Below are 15,393 nucleotides of genomic sequence, written 5' to 3' on the forward strand. Positions count from 1 at the left end.
AGCCAACATCCCGTAAGATTCATGATGGCCGTTCCCGATCTCGTGGGGTCGGCCCGCCAGGAGAATTCGCCTAGTGGCCTATGGCGCACGCTTGGAAAGCGTGTTGGGTGCAAGCCCTCGGGGGTTCGAATCCCCCATTCTCCGCCAAACCACCGCCCCAACGGGTGCCCGCACAGCGCCCACAACACGGGTTCGAATCCCCATTCTCCGCCAAAATACCGCACCGACGGAACGGGTCCGCGCCGGCCGGCGACGGCACGAAAGTACCGGAAATACCCCTAGACCGACCTGTTCGCCATGCACGTATTTCCGCGTATGATTAGCGAACAATTATCGGGGGAATATCGTCGTCGGTAGCGTTTGCTGCCCAGCCCCCGTCTCGCCGCATCGATGTGGCGGCATCCTCGGGGAGAATCGTGACTACGGAAACGCGTGCGCTTGAACTCCGCGTGCGCGTGCGTCCCAAGGCCGGAATCGTGCGCAGTGGACTCCTCATTCTGCTCATCGTTCCCCTCCCGATCTTCGGTTCCCTCGCGCTGCTCAGCACCCAGAACGGGCCATGGCCATACGCTGCCATCGGCGAGGCCCTCTGTCTGCTCCTCTGCTCGCTCGGCTTCGCCCTATTCCGGCGCGTCTTCGTCGGCGTCACGTCGATTTCGATCGAGGAGCGGGGACTGCTGGGGCGCCACACCTCACATCCCACCGCGGACGTCGCCACCATCGTTCTTGCGCACACCTTCGGCGCCTCGTCGGCCGACACCCTCCCCCAACTGATCGTGCGGAATCGGGCCGGCACTCGGATACTGCGGATGCGCGGCCTCTTCTGGACAGAGGACTCCATGCTCGCCGTGGCGAACGCCATCGGTGAGGAAGTGCAGGTGGAGAAGGAACCGATGAGCACCGCGGAGTTCTTCGCCCGGTATCCCGGCTCCGCCTACTGGTTCGAGAATCGACGGGGACTGACCATCGCGGCCCTCGCGGTCGCGCTGCTGGTGTGCGTGGGTGTCGTCCTGGGTCTGATGCGGCTGCTCGGCCTCCCGATCGGCTCGTAGGCCCGCGACTCGGTCGGCTAGCGACGCCGCAGCGTGCCGAAGATCCCTCTCACGACGGCGGTCATCACGGACTTGCCGGCCGACGAGTCGAGGAAGTCCTCCACCGGGTTCTTCTCCGCACGCTGGGTCGGCCGGCGCGTGGTCGCCCGTGGCGCCGCCTGCTGCGACTTCTGCGCCTGTCGCAGCAACCGCTCGTATTCGGCCTGTTGGGCCTTCGCCGCCTGGGCCTGCTCCTCCGCCGTCTCCGCCGCCGCTGCGGCCGAGGCCGCCGCTTCGAGCTTGCGCCCGAGGATCTCCCTCGCCGACTCGTTGTCGATTGCCGCGCCGTACTTCGGCAGCAGGGAGGATGCGGCGACGGCCGCGTCGATACGCTCCGGCGGCGTGGGCGACATCGAGCCCTGCGGCGCGCGCAGCCTGGTCCAGGCGACGGGCGTCGGGGCGCCCTTCTCGTTCATCACCGTGACGATCGCCTCGCCGGTGGCGAGTTGCGTGAGCACTCCGCCGAGTTCGTATTCCGATGTCGGGTAGGTCGACACGGTCGCCTTGAGTGCCCGCGCGTCATCCGGGGTGAAGGCCCGCAACTGGTGCTGCACGCGCGAACCCAGCTGGGCGAGCACGTCGCCCGGCACGTCCTTGGGCGTCTGGGTGACGAAGACGATGCCCACCCCCTTGGACCGGATGAGGCGCACCGTCTGCGTGATCGAATCGAGGAAGTCCTTCGACGCGTTCTTGAAGAGCAGATGCGCCTCGTCGAAGAAGAACACCAGCTTGGGCTTGTCGACGTCGCCGACCTCCGGGAGGTCATTGAAGAGGTCGGCGAGCAGCCACATGAGAAATGTGGAGTAGAGCTCGGGCTTGTCCTGCACGCCAGGGACCTCGAGCAGGCTGATGATGCCGCGCCCGTCCGCGTGCGTGCGCAGGAAGTCGGCGGTGTCGATCTCCGGTTCGCCGAAGAACACGTCGGCGCCCTGGTCGGCGAAGGTGACGAGTTCCCGAAGGATCACGCCGACGGTGGCCGCCGAGAGCCCGCCGAGTTCCTTGAGCTGCACCTTGCCGTCGTCGGTGGTGAGGTAGCTGAGCACGGCGCGCAGGTCGCTGAGGTCCACGAGCGGGAGACCGGCCTTCGACGCGTAGTGGAAGACGAGCCCGAGCGACGACTCCTGCGTGTTGTTGAGGCCGAGCACCTTCGACAGCAGCAGCGGCCCGAAGCCGGAGACCGTCGCGCGCACCGGGACGCCGCGGCCCACCCCGCCGAGGGCGAAATACTCGGTGGGGAAGGATGCCGCCAGCCACGGTTGCCCGATCCCCTTCGTGCGCTCGTCGAGCTTCGCGCTCTCGGAGCCGGGTGTCGCGACACCGGACAGGTCGCCCTTGATGTCGGCGGCGAAGACGGGAACGCCGGCGGCGGAGAGCTGCTCGGCGAGCACCTGCAGGGTGCGGGTCTTGCCCGTGCCCGTGGCTCCGGCGACGAGTCCGTGGCGATTGAGCATCGCGACCGGGATGCGCACCTGCACTCCGGGCAGGGCGTCCCCGTTGACGAGGGCGCCGATCTCCAGCACCTCGCCCGTGAACGCATACCCCACGCGGATCGTCTCGACCCCCGCGTCGCTCAGCGGCCCGCGGGCGCCCGCCGCCGGGGGATTCGGCGGCGTGATCGGCTGGCTCGCGGCGACCTCGGCCGCGGCCTTCTGCGCTGCCGCCTTTTGGGCGGCGGCCTGCTCGGCCGCGAGGGCGGCTTCCGCCTCCTGGAGGGCCCGCTTGGCGGCTTCGACCTGGGCTGCAGCATCCGACATGTGGCCAGCATAGTTCGAGGCCAGCCCCAACTCATCCGTCAGTAAGTGCTCGCTCTGGCCGCCCAGCGAGCACTTACTGACGGATGAACGGGACTGCGGAACGGGACGGCGGGCCGGGACGGCGGGCCGGGATGAGTGGGGACGGCGGAGGGGCTCAGCCGCGGAGCAGCACCTCCACGGGGCGCTCCGCCCACGCGGCGACGAGCTCGTCGCGCACCGTGACCCCGCTGCCGGCACCGGTCGGCACGTCGAGCGTGCCGTCCCGCAGGACGAACGGCTCGGTGAGGTCCTCGGCGAAGTAGCGGTCGGATGCCGAGGTGTCCCCCGGCAGGGTGAAGCCGGGCAACGCCGCGAGGGCCACATTGGCGGCGCGGCCGATGCCGGTTTCGAGCATCCCGCCGCACCACACCGGCACATTCCGTTCGAGGCATGCATCGTGCAACCGCACGGCCTCGAGGTAGCCGCCGATGCGCCCGGCCTTGATGTTGACGATGCTGGTCGCCCGGCGCTCGATCGCGTCGATCGCGACCTCGGTGTTCACGATCGACTCGTCGAGGCACACCGGGGTGGAGATCGCCGCCGCGAGGGCGACGTGAGCCCGGATGTCCTCCTCCACGAACGGCTGCTCGATGAGCAGGAGGTCGAAGGCGTCGAGTTCCCGCAGGTGCTCGACGTCGTCGAGGGTGTACGCCGTGTTCGCATCGACCTGGAGCAGGGCACCCGGCTGCAGCAGCTCACGCACGGCCGCGACGGGCTCGAGGTCCCAGCCCGGCTTGATCTTGAGTTTGATGCGCCGGTAGCCCTGGTCGACATAGCCGGAGACCTCGTCGAGCAGTTGCGGAATCGACGGCGAAATGCCCACCGAGACTCCACACTCCACCGAGTCCCGCACGGCACCGAAGTATGAGCCGAAGCTCCGCCCGGCCGCCCGCAGCTGCGCGTCGAGCAGCGCCGTCTCGACGGCGGCCTTCGCCATGCGATGCCCGACGACGAAGGAGAACAGGCCGGCGGCCGACTCGGCCGTCACGTCCGCCGCGAGGATCGCGGGCCCGAGATAGTGGCGGATCACGTCCTCGCAGCCGGAGACGAACTCGCTCGAATAGAACGGGTCCACCATGGCGACGCACTCGCCCCAGCCGTCCCCGACATCCGTCCGCACGCGCAGGAGCAGCACCACCCGACCCGTCTGGCGGCCGAACGACGTCTCGAACGGGCGCACGAGCGGGATCGCGAGCCTGTGCAGCTCGACCGCCTCGACTCTCATGTCCTGGGCGTTCGGTCCTCGAGCCCCCAGGGCTGGCCGTAGCCGCCCTGCGATTCCGGCCGGGCCATCAGGTCGAGGAAGAGCTCGGCGTCGAACGCCTCGGGGCCGAGCACTCCGCGCCCACTCCAGGCGCCCGTGGAGAGTAGTTCCAGCGCGATCACCGGGTTGAGGGCCGTCTGCCAGACCACGCACTGGGACTCGTACTCCGCCATCGTCCACTCGTTGTCGGCCACGTGATAGAGGTACACCTCACGGCGGGCGCCATCCTTGCCCAGGCCGGTCACCCACAGTCCGGCGCAGGTCTTGCCGGTCATCCGCGGGCCGAGGGTGGCCGGATCGGGCAGTCCCGCGGCGACCACGTCGCGGGGTGCGACCTCGACCGGTCCGTTCGCCGACCGCACGCGGAGCGGCTGGGTCTTGTCCAGGCCGAGCTGGTGCAGCGTCTTGAGGATGCCGATGAACTCGTTTCCGAGACCGTACTTGAAGGTGGCGCGCTTGGCATCCACCCACCGCGGCATGAGCAGCACCTCCTCGTGCTCCACGTTGACGCACTCGACCGGGCCGATTCCCTCCGGGAAATCGAAGATCTCCGGCTCGCTGAACGGCTCGGTCGTGTACCAGCCCCTGTCCTTCTCCCAGATCACGGGCGGGTTGAGGCACTCCTCGATCGTGGTCCAGATGCTGAAGGATGGCGCGAAGATCTCGTTGCCGACCTCGTCGCGCACGACCAGGTTGGCCCCGTCGCGCACGCCTAGTTCGTCGATCTCGCTGAACAGGTGGTCGGCGGCGTAGCGAGCAAAGACGTCGCTCAGCCCGGGTTCGACGCCCATGCCCACGAGGGCTAGGCGACCGGCGGTCTCCCAGTCCGGCGCCTGGGCGAACTGGTCGTCGCCGAGCTTGATGCCGGTCTGGTGGTGGGGATCCGTGGGGTGCGGCTCGGAGAGGCTCATGGCCATGTCGAGGTAGTCGGCACCGGCGGCGAGCGCCCCGGCGAAAATTGTCGGCACGAACTTGGGCTCGACCGCGTTCATCACATGGGTGGCGCCGTGTTCGCGGGCGACGGCCGCGACATCGTCGGGGTCTGACGCGTCGATGCGGGCCGCGACGAAACGCCCGTTTTCGAGGCCGGGGATGCCCGGGCCGCTTGCGGTACTCGCCTCGATCCACTCCACCGTGCGCTCCGCGCGGGCGAGGTCATAGTCGCTCACCACGAGGAGTTCGAAGAAGGTGCGACGGGCCGCGATCTTGGCAATGGCGTCGCCGACGCCGCCGGCGCCGACCAGGAGGATTCTCATGACAGCAGGCTATCGCGTGGGCACGGACGGTTGGGGGCCCGGGTCGCCGCTGACCCCGACCGCAAACCCTGGCGGCGGGGTTTCCGCGCACGAAGAACCTCGCGGACGGAGACGCGACGCGCGACGGCGGGGAAATGTGCAGGCGGAGGGAGTTTCGCCTCCCTCCGCGAGGCCGCATCCCCCTCCGCGAGTGGCGAGACAGTGCAAGGCCAGGCGGCGGAATACCGGGGAACCGCAGGGATGCCGGGGTCAGGCGGTGCGCGCGCGCCGAGCCGCGGCCCGGGTGGTCTGCTCCAGGCGCAGCCGGTAGGCGAGCGGGGCCCAGATGATCACCGCCACCCCCGCGCCGAGCACGAGCCCGCCGACGGTGTCGCTCAGCCAGTGCGCCCCGAGGTAGGTGCGCGAGACGAGCATCGCCAGGGTGTACACGATGCCCGCGATCCACACCCAGGCCCGAACGAGCATGATGCCGAGCACCACCGCCATGGTCGCCGCGTTGGCGACGTGGCCAGACGGGAATGATCCGAGATCGGAGCTGACCAGGATGTCGGTGGGGCGCGGGCGGCCGTAGACGTTCTTCAGCAGCTGGACGATACCGGCGCTCACGATGGTCGCCGACGCGAAGTACAGCGCCGCCCAGGGCCTCCTGAGCACGAGGAAGATGACGGTGATCAGCACCGGGATGATGAGGGCGCCGAGCAGGCCGCCGCCGACGTTGTTCATCACCAGGGCCGGCACAGTCCAGAACGGACTGCGGTGCTCCAGAATCTCGCCCATCCACGCGAGGTCGAACGAGAACGGCAGGTTCTTGTCGCGGTAGGCGATGATCGCCCCCAGCCCGGCCACGAGCAGCACGGCGGCGGCGGCGCTGTAGAGCGGCCAGCGCCGCGCGATGCGGGCCGCCCCCTGCTTGCGTTCGGCCTCGGCGGCACTTACCTCGGGTTCGGGGTCGGGTTGGTGGCTCATCTTCCCTACGCTACCCGCGCCACACGGTGAGAGACCTCAGCCGAGGCTGACCGCCGTCCAGGAGACAGGCGGGAGGGTGATCGAGATCGTGCCGTCGGCCAACACCAGGGTGTCGTTAGCGGAGAGCCCAACCCGGTTCTGGTCGGCGAGGGTGTTCGCCGCGTTGATGTCGTCGTCCGCCAGCGTCTGCGCCGTCGCGGTGGATACCGAGCCGAGGGCTCGCACGTCGATCGTCACCGTCGCCGGCTCGGTCTGGCTCCTGTTCACCAGAAAGACGCTGCCGGTCGCGCCATCGGAGGTGGCCGCAGCATCGACCACGTTTACGGTCCCGTACTCCTTCGTCTCGTAGGTGTCTGAGGCGAGTTTCACCGACAGGGCCGTGCCTGACGCCAGCCGAGAGGTGACGGAGAACGGATAGAACGTGGTCTGCCTCCACGCATCGCCGCCCGGCTCCGTCATGATCGGCGCGATCACGTTGACGAGCTGGGCGAGCGACGCCGACGTCACCCGGTCCGCGTGGTTGAGCAGGGAGATGAGCAGGCTTCCGAACACCACCGCGTCCGCGACGGAGTAGACGTCCTCGAGCAGGCGCGGCGCCTCCGGCCAGTTGTCCAGCCCTTCGATCTTGTCGACGGTGTGATACCGGTCGATGTACCAGACGTTCCATTCGTCGAATGAGATGTTGATCGTCTTGTCGGACCCCCGCACCGCCTTCACGTGGTCGGCCGTCGCGACGACCGACTCGATGAAGTGGTCCATGTCCACGGCGGAGGCGAGGAAGCTGCCCATGTCGCCGTCCTTCTCCTCGTAGTAGGCGTGGCAGGAGATGAAGTCCACGTCGTCGTAGGTGTGCTCGAGCACCGTGCGCTCCCATGACCCGAAGGTGGGCATGTGGGCGCTCGAGCTGCCGCAGACCACGAGTTCCAGGGACGGGTCGACCTGCCGCATCGCCTTCGCGGTCTGCGAGGCGAGCTTGCCGTAGTCGTCGGCGCTGCGATGGCCGAGCTGCCAGGGCCCGTCCATTTCGTTTCCGAGGCACCACATCCGCACGTCATAGGGTTCGACGCGGCCATTCGCGACCCTCTCGTCGGAGAGTTTCGTGCCCGAGCGGATGTTGCTGTACTCGAGAACGTCCAGCGCCTCCTGCACGCCCCGGGTGCCGAGGTTGACGGCGTACATGAGATCGCTGCCGGCCTTCTCGAGCCAGGCCGAGAACTCCTCGAGCCCGACCTGGTTGCTCTCAGTGGCGTGCCACGCGAGGTCGAGCCGTTTCGGGCGCTCGGCGCGCGGTCCCACGGAATCCTCCCACCGGAATCCGGAGACGAAGTTGCCGCCGGGGTAGCGGATGGTGGACACACCGAGTTCGCGCACGAGATCGAGCACATCCTCGCGGAATCCGTTCTCGTCCGCCGTCGCGTGCCCGGGCTCGTAGATGCCGTCGTAGACGCAACGCCCAAGGTGCTCGACGAAGGAGCCGAAGAGTCGGCGATTGACCGTCCCGACCGTGAAGGACGGGTCGAGGGTGAGGTGGGCGGTAGGCATGGCTGTCCTTCGGTCAGGTGGAATGGGGGATGAGAGGTGACGTGTCGGGGGTTACTTGAGGCTGCCGATGGCGAGCCCGCCCCGCCAGTACTTCTGGAGGGAGAGGAAAGCGATCACGAGCGGGATCACCGAGACGAGGGATCCGACGATGATGAGTCCCCACAGCGAGTGGCCGCCGCTGTTGTTCCCGGCCGCGAGTCCCTCCCAGAGACCGATTCCGACCGTGATCGGAAACAACTGCGTGTTGGAGAGCATGGCGAGCGGAAGGAAGTAGTTGTTCCAGCTGCCGACGATCGAGAGCAGGAGCACGGTGATGAACGCGGGGCGCAGAAGCGGAAACGCCACCTGGAAGAAGGTGCGGAACTCGCCCGCCCCGTCGACGCGGGCGGCGTCGAGCAGCTCGTCCGGAACGGCATCCGCGGCGTAGACCTGCATGAGGTACACCCCGAACGGGTTGAGGAGCGACGGCAGGATCACCGCCCAGATCGTGTCGGTCAGCTTGAGCTCCGAGAGGAGCACGAAGGTGGGGATCACGAGGGCGGTCAGGGGGACCATCACGGATCCGAGCAGTACGGCGAAGGAGAAGTTGCGGCCCCGGAACCGGAACTTCGCGAACCCGTAACCGGCGAGGACGGCAAGCACGGTCGCCCCGATGCCGCCGGCGAGCGCGTAGAACAGCGAGTTGCCGAGCCAGCGGAGGTAGATGCCGTCGTTGTAGGTGAACAGTTCGGCGAGGTTCGGCCAGAGCGCGAAGTTCTTGTCGAACCACAGGGCGCCGGCGCTTCCGTTGAACAGGCCCCCGACATCCTTCGTGCTGGCCACGAACAGCCACCAGATGGGGATGAGGAAGTACACGACGAGAGCCCCGAGGAAAAGGTGCGGAACCAGATGGCTTCCGGAGCGAGCGCGCCTGCCCTGCCGTGAGGTGCGAGCGGCAGTGTGGTTCACCGAAGAGATGCGTGCAGTTGTCATGACAGGATGCTCCCGCGCTTGCGAGTGAAGAAGAGAAAGATGTAGACGGCGATGAAGACGATGATGCCGAGGGCGAACGAGATCGCCGACGCGTAGTTGAAGTTCGCGTAGGAGAAGGCCTGGTTATAGGCGTACAGGTTCGGGGTGAAGTCCGGGGTTATCGATCCGTTCGACACGAGCCGCAGGATGGCGGGTTCAGTGAAGAACTGCAGGGTGCCGATGAGGGCGAAGACGAGGATCAGCACGAGTGCCGAGCTCACCAGGGGAACCTTGATCCGCATCGCGACCTGCCAGGAGTTGGCCCCGTCGATCTTCGCCGCTTCGTAGAGGGCCGGGTCGATTCCCTGCAGCGCCGCATAGATGATGATCATGTAGTAGCCGGCCCACTGCCAGGTCACCACGTTCATCAGGCCACCGAAGACGTTGTCCGGGCTGAGCGGGAACGGTGCGTTGGCACCGAAGAGCCCGAACAGCTGTTGGAGCGGTCCGAACGTCGGGCTATAGAGGAAGCCCCACATGAGGGCACCGATCACGGCCGGGATGGCGTACGGCAGGAAGATCATGAGCCGGGCGAAGCGGGCGAAACGGGTCGTGATGGCGTCGAGCACGAGGGCCGCCGAGAGCGACACGGCCATCTGCACGGGGATGAGCACCAGGGCGAAGCGCAGTACGAACCAGATTCCGCCGAGGAACGACGGGTCGGTGAAGGCCTTGACGTAGTTGTCGAAGCCGGTGAAGGTCGTGCCGGTCGCGAGCCCCTTGCTGAAGAGGCTGAGGTAGAACGCGTACGCGAGCGGGGCAACGAGGAAGATGATGAAAACGATCGCGAACGGACCGATGAAGAGCAATCCCGTGGCGGAGCGCCTCCGTTGGTTGGAGCCGCGCCTCGTTCGACTTGTGGAGCCTGGGGCCCCCGTGCTGCGGAGCGGCGGCCGTGCCGCGACCGCTGTTACATTTGCCATTCGCCAGTCCTTAGTGGTGTCGGTGTTGGGCGTTCCGGTCCCGGGGTCCGATGGGACCCCGGGGCCGGATGGTGACCGTTTCGGTCAGGCTAGGCCACCTCGGGCCGCCACTACTCGGTGACCGTGAAGCCCTGCGACTTGGCGTACTTCACGATGTTCGCCTGCAGCTCGGTGGCCGCATCCGAACCGCTGATCTTGCCGGCGTTGATCTTCACGGTCTCCGCCTGCAGCTGCGCGTAGTAGTACACGGTGATCGGCGCGTAGACGAAGCCCTTGTATGCGTTCTCCGCGGGGATGTAGACGTCCTTGTTCGCCGTCTGCCCGTTGAAGAATTCCGACTTGTTGTTGATGAAGTCGGCGGACTTGAGCACTCCCTGGTTGAGCGGGAAGATGACCTGGTTCTTCCAGCCGTCGGCGAGCGAGTCCGGGTCGGCGTAGAGACCGAGGGCAACTTCGGCGGCGAGCTTCTTGTCGGTCGCCTGCGTCGTCACCGCGAATGCGGACCCGCCCCAGTTGACGGAGACCGGGTTTGCCGCGTCCCACTGGGGCAGCGGGGCGACCGCCCAGACGCCCTTCGAGTCGCCCTTGCCAACACCGGCGCCGGTCAGGTAGCCGGGAGCCCATGCCGCTGAGGTGTATGTGGCGTATTTGCCGCCGACGACGCCCGAGATGTAGTCCGTGGTGAACTGGTCCTGCGTTCCGACCAGTCCCTTCTTGACGAGTCCGGCCCAGTAGTCGAGCACGTCCTTCGACGCCTGGTCGTCGAGGTTGACCGTGAGCTTCTTCGGGTCCTTCAGGTCGTACTTGTACGGCACGGCACCCTTCTGGATCTGGAGGGCCATGAGGTTGGCCGGCACGTTAGCGCCGAGGTCGCCGAACATCGGTCCGCCGGCCGCCTTCACCTTGGCCGCATCGGCGGCGTATTCGTCCCATGTGGCGGGCGGGGTGGTGATGCCGTACTTCTGGAACACGTCGGTGCGGTAGATGAGCGCCATCGGACCGCCGTCGACGGGGGCCGCGTAGACCGCGCTGCCCTGCGAGACATCCTTCCAGGCTCCCGCGCTGAAGTTGGACTTGACCTTGTCGGCGCCGAGCTTGCTGATGTCGACAAGCGCGTTCTGGATCTCGTACCCGGCCAGGTGGTCGGCCTCGAGCATCACGACGTCCGGCAGGCCCTTGCCGGCGGAGATACCGGTCTGGAACTTGGTGTACTCGTCGCCGCCCTGGCCGACGTTGGTCCAGCAGACCTGAACGTCCTTGTGGCCGTTGTTGAAGTTGTCGACGACCTTCGCCATGTTGGGGTACCACGCCCAGACGGAGACCTCCGGGGCGCTCTTGTTGACGATCTTGTTGGTGCAGTTGGTGAGCTTGGGGCTCGTTCCGGACGAGGTGGTGGTGCCGCCTCCGCTGCAGGCAGCGAGCATGGCCGCGAGAGCGAGCGCGGACACCGCTGCGACGATGGTCTTCTTCTTCACTGTGTGTTCCCTTCGATGGTGCGTTGGACTTCGTTGTCTGAAGGTGGTGCCAGCTATCAGGACCGCTGTGAGTCCGGCCCGCCGATGCCACCGATGGCCGGCGCGGAGCGTCGGGTCGGGAAGGCTGACGGAAGATACGCGCACGAACAACGCGGTGACAATGCGTGGGAGGCCTGCCGGCGGCAGGAGGGCGCGAAGCGGAGGGTGCGCGAAGGCAACACTCCCATATCGAATCCTCCTTGACTCGTCGTCCAACCGGCATGACACTCTGCGGTGTGCCTGCGATTTACAACGTTGTAGGTAAACGTTGTAGGAACATGATGCAGTCACCGGGTTCGCGTGTCAAGCGTTCTGGCGAAGGTGTCGGAAACTCAGGGAGCGACGAGCATCGTGGACTCGCGCTGCACCACCGTGAAACTCGCCAGGTACTCGCGAGGAGGGATCACGGACTCGGGATTGGAGATCCGCTCCACGAGGTAATCCACCGCCACCCGGGCGATCTCGTCCCGGCCCGGATTGATCGTGGAGAGCGTGGGGAGGGTGTATCGCGTCTCGTCGATGTCGTCGAAGCCGATGACCGCGACGTCATCAGGGATGCGCAGCCCCGCCTCCTGCAGAATGCGCATGGCGCCGAGCGCGATCGAGTCGTTGAACGCGACAACCCCGTCGAACGGCACCCCGGAGTCCAGCAGGAGCTTCATCGCCTGCGCGCCGCCAGACCTGAACCAGCCCCCCACTTCGCCGATGAGCGCGTCGTCAACAGGGATGCCGGCCCCCGCCAGCGCCTCCGCATAGCCCGTGAGCCGGAGGCCCGCCGAACCGATCACCTCACCCCGGTGGGCGCCGAGGGCGACGATCCGACGCCGCCCGAGCGAGAGGAGATGCTCGGTCGCCGCCCTCGCCCCCTCGGTGTTGCGCATGGTCACGTGGTCGGTCGGGCCGTGGAAGATACGCTCGCCGAGAAGCACCATCGGGGTGCGGATGTCGTCGAGCAGATGGGCGTCGTCCTCGCCAAGGGCGAGCACGCTGTACAGGATCCCATCGACCATCTGCATCCGCGGGCCGCGGAGAAGGGCGAGCTCGGTCTCCCGGTCATCCCCCGACTGTTCGATGATCACCGAGAGGTTCTTGGTCGCCGCGGCACGCATGACCGAGTCGGCGAGCTCGGCGAAGTACGCATTGCGCAGGCCGGGGATGATGAGGCTGATCACGCCGGTGCGGCCAGACCTGAGGCCGCGCGCCGACAGGTTGGGTCGATAGCCGAGAGAGTCGATGGCGTCGAGAACACGCCGGCGGGTCTCCGCCCGGATGTATGGGTAGTCGTTGATCACATTCGACACCGTCTTGATGGACACGCCGGCCACCCGCGCGACGTCATGCATCGTGATGGACATGCCGGCGGCTCCTGGTCCTCAGCGTTTCCGGGCGACTGAGATCGTTCCCTGCTGCGACATTACAACGTTGTGAAGCCGAACGGCTCAGCGCGCGAGCGCGGGCACCGTGCGCGGTCGCACGATGAGCCAGAGCGCGACGATCGACACGAGCGCCGTGAAGGCCATGACCGTGCCCATCGGAACCGCATTGTGGATGCCGAAAAGTCCGACGATTGGCGAGATGAGCCCGGCAAACCCGAAGTTCACCGCTCCGAGAACCGACGCGGCCGTTGCCGCCTCGCCCGCATGGTTGGCGAGCCCGAGCACCTGAAGCAGCGGGAAGGAAAAACCGCAGGCCATGATGAAGAACCAGAGCGGGATCAGGATGCCGAACAGGCCGAGATGCAGCGAGTCGAGCAGCACGATCGCGACCGACGCCACGAACATCACGGCCGTCGATGCCGCGAGGATCCACTGCGGACCGATCCGCCGCGCGAGCCGCGAACTGGCCTGCACACCGAAGACCACGCCCACCGAGTTGATGGCGAAGAGCAGCCCGTACTGCTGGGCGTCGAGCCCGTAGACGTCCTGGAACAGGAAGGACGACGACGAGAGGTACGAGAACAGGCCCGAGAACGTCATGCCGCCGATCACGGCGACCCCGATGAAGACGCGGTCGCTGAAGATGGACCGGTAGCGCTGAAGCGCAGTGCCGTGTCCGGCATCCCTGCGTCGCGCCGGGGGCAGGGTCTCGACGATGAAGAAGATCGCCGCGAGCACCACGAAGACGCCGTACGCGACCAGGAAGACGAAGATGCCGCGCCAGTCGACGAATCGCAGCAACTGGGACCCGATCACGGGCGCGACGATCGGCGCGAGGCCGCTCACCAGCGCGAGCCTCGACAGCATGCGCACGAGCGGCAGGCCGCCGAAGAGGTCGCGCACCATGGCCATCGCCACCACTCCGCCGGCCGCCGCCCCCATGCCCTGCATGATGCGGAATCCGCCGAGCCAGAAGATGTCAGGGGCGAGGGCCGCGCCGAGGCTGGCCGAGACGTGCACGATGCTTGCGATGATGAGCGGCCAGCGGCGCCCGACCTTGTCGCTCCACGGCCCGACGAGCAGTTGCCCCGCCCCGAAACCGATCGTGGTCGCGGTGAGGGTGAGTTGGATCGCCGCCGCGCTCACTCCGAGGTCGCCCTGCAGGGCCGGGAAGGCCGGCAGATACAGGTCGATGGTGAACGGTCCGAGGGCGGTCAGGGCGCCGAGCACGACGATGTAGACCAGCCTCTGGCGGCGAGACAGCGAGTCTCCCGGGTGAACGACGATCGTCACGGGCAATATTCCTAGCAGGGGGAGGGCGGACGGCAGGCTGAGCGCCGCAAATCCGATGAGAATGGTGGGCGCCGATGGAGGGAATCCTCGCAACGATGAGAGCCCCGGTTAAAGCATAACGACGAGAGGTCGGATCTATTCCGTTACGGGAGAAGTAGCCGCACGAAAGTTCGCCGGATCGGCCAGGAGGGCCTCGAAGGCGAGCTCGGCCGCGCCGATGATGAGCAGATCTGCCCCGAGCTCGGCGCGGGTGACCCGCACAGACTCCCGCGACGCCTTGAGCGGCTGACTGGCCAGCAGCCCGTCGAGGTGCGCCGGGTCGACGGCGTAGATCGACGCGAGGAATCCGCCGAGGATGATGAGCTCTGGATTGAGGGTGTTGATGGCGTTGCGCAGCGCGACGGCGAGAAAGCCCAGCTGACGATGCACCTCCCCGAGCACCGCCGGGTCGGTGGACGCGACGAGTGCGGCCTCGAGTTCGTCCCCGTCGGCGTTCGTGAGGCCCACGAGCGCGAGGAGGCGTTCGCGCCGCACCTCGGCCTCCAGGCAGCCCTCGGCCCCGCAGTGGCACGGGATGCCGTGGCTGTTGACGAGGGTGTGGCCGAGTTCACCCGCATAGCCGGCCGCTCCGCCGAGCGGTTTGCCGCCCGAGACGATTCCCCCGCCGATGCCGCTCGCGCCGCCGTTGAGGTAGATGAGGTCGGTCACCCCGCGACCGGCGCCGAAGGTGCTCTCCGCGAGCGTGCCGAGATGGGCGTCGTTGGCCGCCACCACGGTGAGTCCGGTCGCCTCCTCCAGCAGCTCGGCGAATGGCTCGTCCTCCCAGCCGAGGTGGGGCGCCAGCCTGACCAGTCCGTCCTGGGTGCGCACGAGCCCGGGCACCGCCACCCCGATCCCGGTTGTCGTGTAGTTCGAGTCGAACTCCGCCCGCATCCCGGCAACGACCGCCGCACTGATGTCGACGGCCTCGCGCACCGAAGGCGTGTGGTCCAGGGGGTGGCGCACCCGCTTCATCACAGTGCCGCCGAGTCCGACGATTCCCACCGTCACGGCGTCGATCTCGGGGTTGACCGCGATCCCGATGGTGTGGGGGCTCGGTCGCACGACGGGGCTCGGCCGGCCGACCTGGTTGCTGGCGTCCGGCTCCACCTCCATCACGAGGTCGAGGCTCACCAGCTCGGCGACGAGCGCGGCGATCGTGGAACGGTTGAGTCCCGTCTGGCGGGTGAGCAGGGATCGCGAGAGGCCGCGGTGGCGATGGACGAGTCCCAGGATCACCGACAGGTTGTGTCGACGAACGTGGTCGTTGCTGTTTCCCCGCCCGGCCTGCGACGCCTCGCCCGTGCTCATGCCGTCGACCGCCC

At 67.3% G+C, this 15,393-nt stretch carries 12 protein-coding genes and 1 tRNA gene; 2 read left to right on the forward strand and 11 right to left on the reverse strand.

Annotated elements, in window-relative coordinates:
* The first annotated feature begins 59 nt into the window (after positions 1-59).
* Positions 60-147, forward strand: a tRNA-Ser gene (locus ACHZD8_RS13810).
* A 269-nt stretch (positions 148-416) separates the two neighbouring features.
* Positions 417-1,052: a hypothetical protein gene (locus ACHZD8_RS13815; protein ID WP_394771008.1), complete on the forward strand. Its 636-nt coding sequence runs from the start codon at positions 417-419 to the stop codon at positions 1,050-1,052.
* 17 nt (positions 1,053-1,069) lie between these two features.
* On the opposite strand, the gene ACHZD8_RS13820 is transcribed toward ACHZD8_RS13815, so the two are convergent.
* The 11 genes from ACHZD8_RS13820 to ACHZD8_RS13870 form a co-directional block, all read right to left on the reverse strand.
* Positions 1,070-2,845: a helicase HerA-like domain-containing protein gene (locus tag ACHZD8_RS13820; RefSeq protein ID WP_394771009.1), complete on the reverse strand. Its 1,776-nt coding sequence runs from the start codon at positions 2,843-2,845 to the stop codon at positions 1,070-1,072.
* Positions 2,846-2,999: 154 nt separating this feature from the next.
* Positions 3,000-4,109 carry an o-succinylbenzoate synthase gene (gene menC, locus ACHZD8_RS13825; RefSeq protein WP_394771010.1) on the reverse strand — a complete coding sequence of 370 codons (1,110 nt, stop codon included), beginning with the start codon at positions 4,107-4,109 and terminating at the stop codon, positions 3,000-3,002.
* Positions 4,106-5,404 (reverse strand): saccharopine dehydrogenase family protein, encoded by a 1,299-nt coding sequence (locus tag ACHZD8_RS13830; protein WP_394771011.1) that lies wholly within the window; start codon positions 5,402-5,404, stop codon positions 4,106-4,108. The genes menC and ACHZD8_RS13830 overlap by 4 nt, the downstream gene beginning before the upstream one ends.
* 249 nt (positions 5,405-5,653) lie before the next feature.
* Entirely contained in the window at positions 5,654-6,370 is a 717-nt protein-coding gene (locus ACHZD8_RS13835; RefSeq protein WP_394771012.1) for a phosphatase PAP2 family protein, read from the reverse strand.
* A gap of 36 nt (positions 6,371-6,406) precedes the next feature.
* Positions 6,407-7,912, reverse strand: coding sequence for an alpha-N-arabinofuranosidase (locus ACHZD8_RS13840; RefSeq protein ID WP_394771013.1), 1,506 nt, complete (start codon positions 7,910-7,912; stop codon positions 6,407-6,409).
* A gap of 51 nt (positions 7,913-7,963) precedes the next feature.
* Positions 7,964-8,884 carry a carbohydrate ABC transporter permease gene (locus ACHZD8_RS13845; protein ID WP_394771014.1) on the reverse strand — a complete coding sequence of 307 codons (921 nt, stop codon included), beginning with the start codon at positions 8,882-8,884 and terminating at the stop codon, positions 7,964-7,966.
* Entirely contained in the window at positions 8,881-9,732 is an 852-nt protein-coding gene (locus ACHZD8_RS13850; RefSeq protein WP_394771015.1) for a carbohydrate ABC transporter permease, read from the reverse strand. Before ACHZD8_RS13850 ends, ACHZD8_RS13845 begins: the two co-directional genes overlap by 4 nt.
* 224 nt (positions 9,733-9,956) lie before the next feature.
* Positions 9,957-11,321: an extracellular solute-binding protein gene (locus ACHZD8_RS13855; protein WP_394771016.1), complete on the reverse strand. Its 1,365-nt coding sequence runs from the start codon at positions 11,319-11,321 to the stop codon at positions 9,957-9,959.
* A gap of 371 nt (positions 11,322-11,692) precedes the next feature.
* Positions 11,693-12,715, reverse strand: a complete 1,023-nt coding sequence (locus tag ACHZD8_RS13860) for a LacI family DNA-binding transcriptional regulator (RefSeq protein WP_394771017.1) — start codon at positions 12,713-12,715, stop codon at positions 11,693-11,695.
* An 84-nt stretch (positions 12,716-12,799) separates the two neighbouring features.
* A complete protein-coding gene (locus tag ACHZD8_RS13865) occupies positions 12,800-14,029 on the reverse strand; it encodes a multidrug effflux MFS transporter (RefSeq protein ID WP_394771018.1) in 1,230 nt (409 codons plus the stop codon).
* A gap of 135 nt (positions 14,030-14,164) precedes the next feature.
* Complete coding sequence (locus tag ACHZD8_RS13870) at positions 14,165-15,379, reverse strand: ROK family protein (RefSeq protein WP_394771019.1); 1,215 nt, start codon at positions 15,377-15,379, stop codon at positions 14,165-14,167.
* Positions 15,380-15,393: the final 14 nt, after the last annotated feature.

Source organism: Lacisediminihabitans sp. (assembly GCF_043726815.1).
Taxonomy (GTDB): domain Bacteria; phylum Actinomycetota; class Actinomycetes; order Actinomycetales; family Microbacteriaceae; genus Lacisediminihabitans.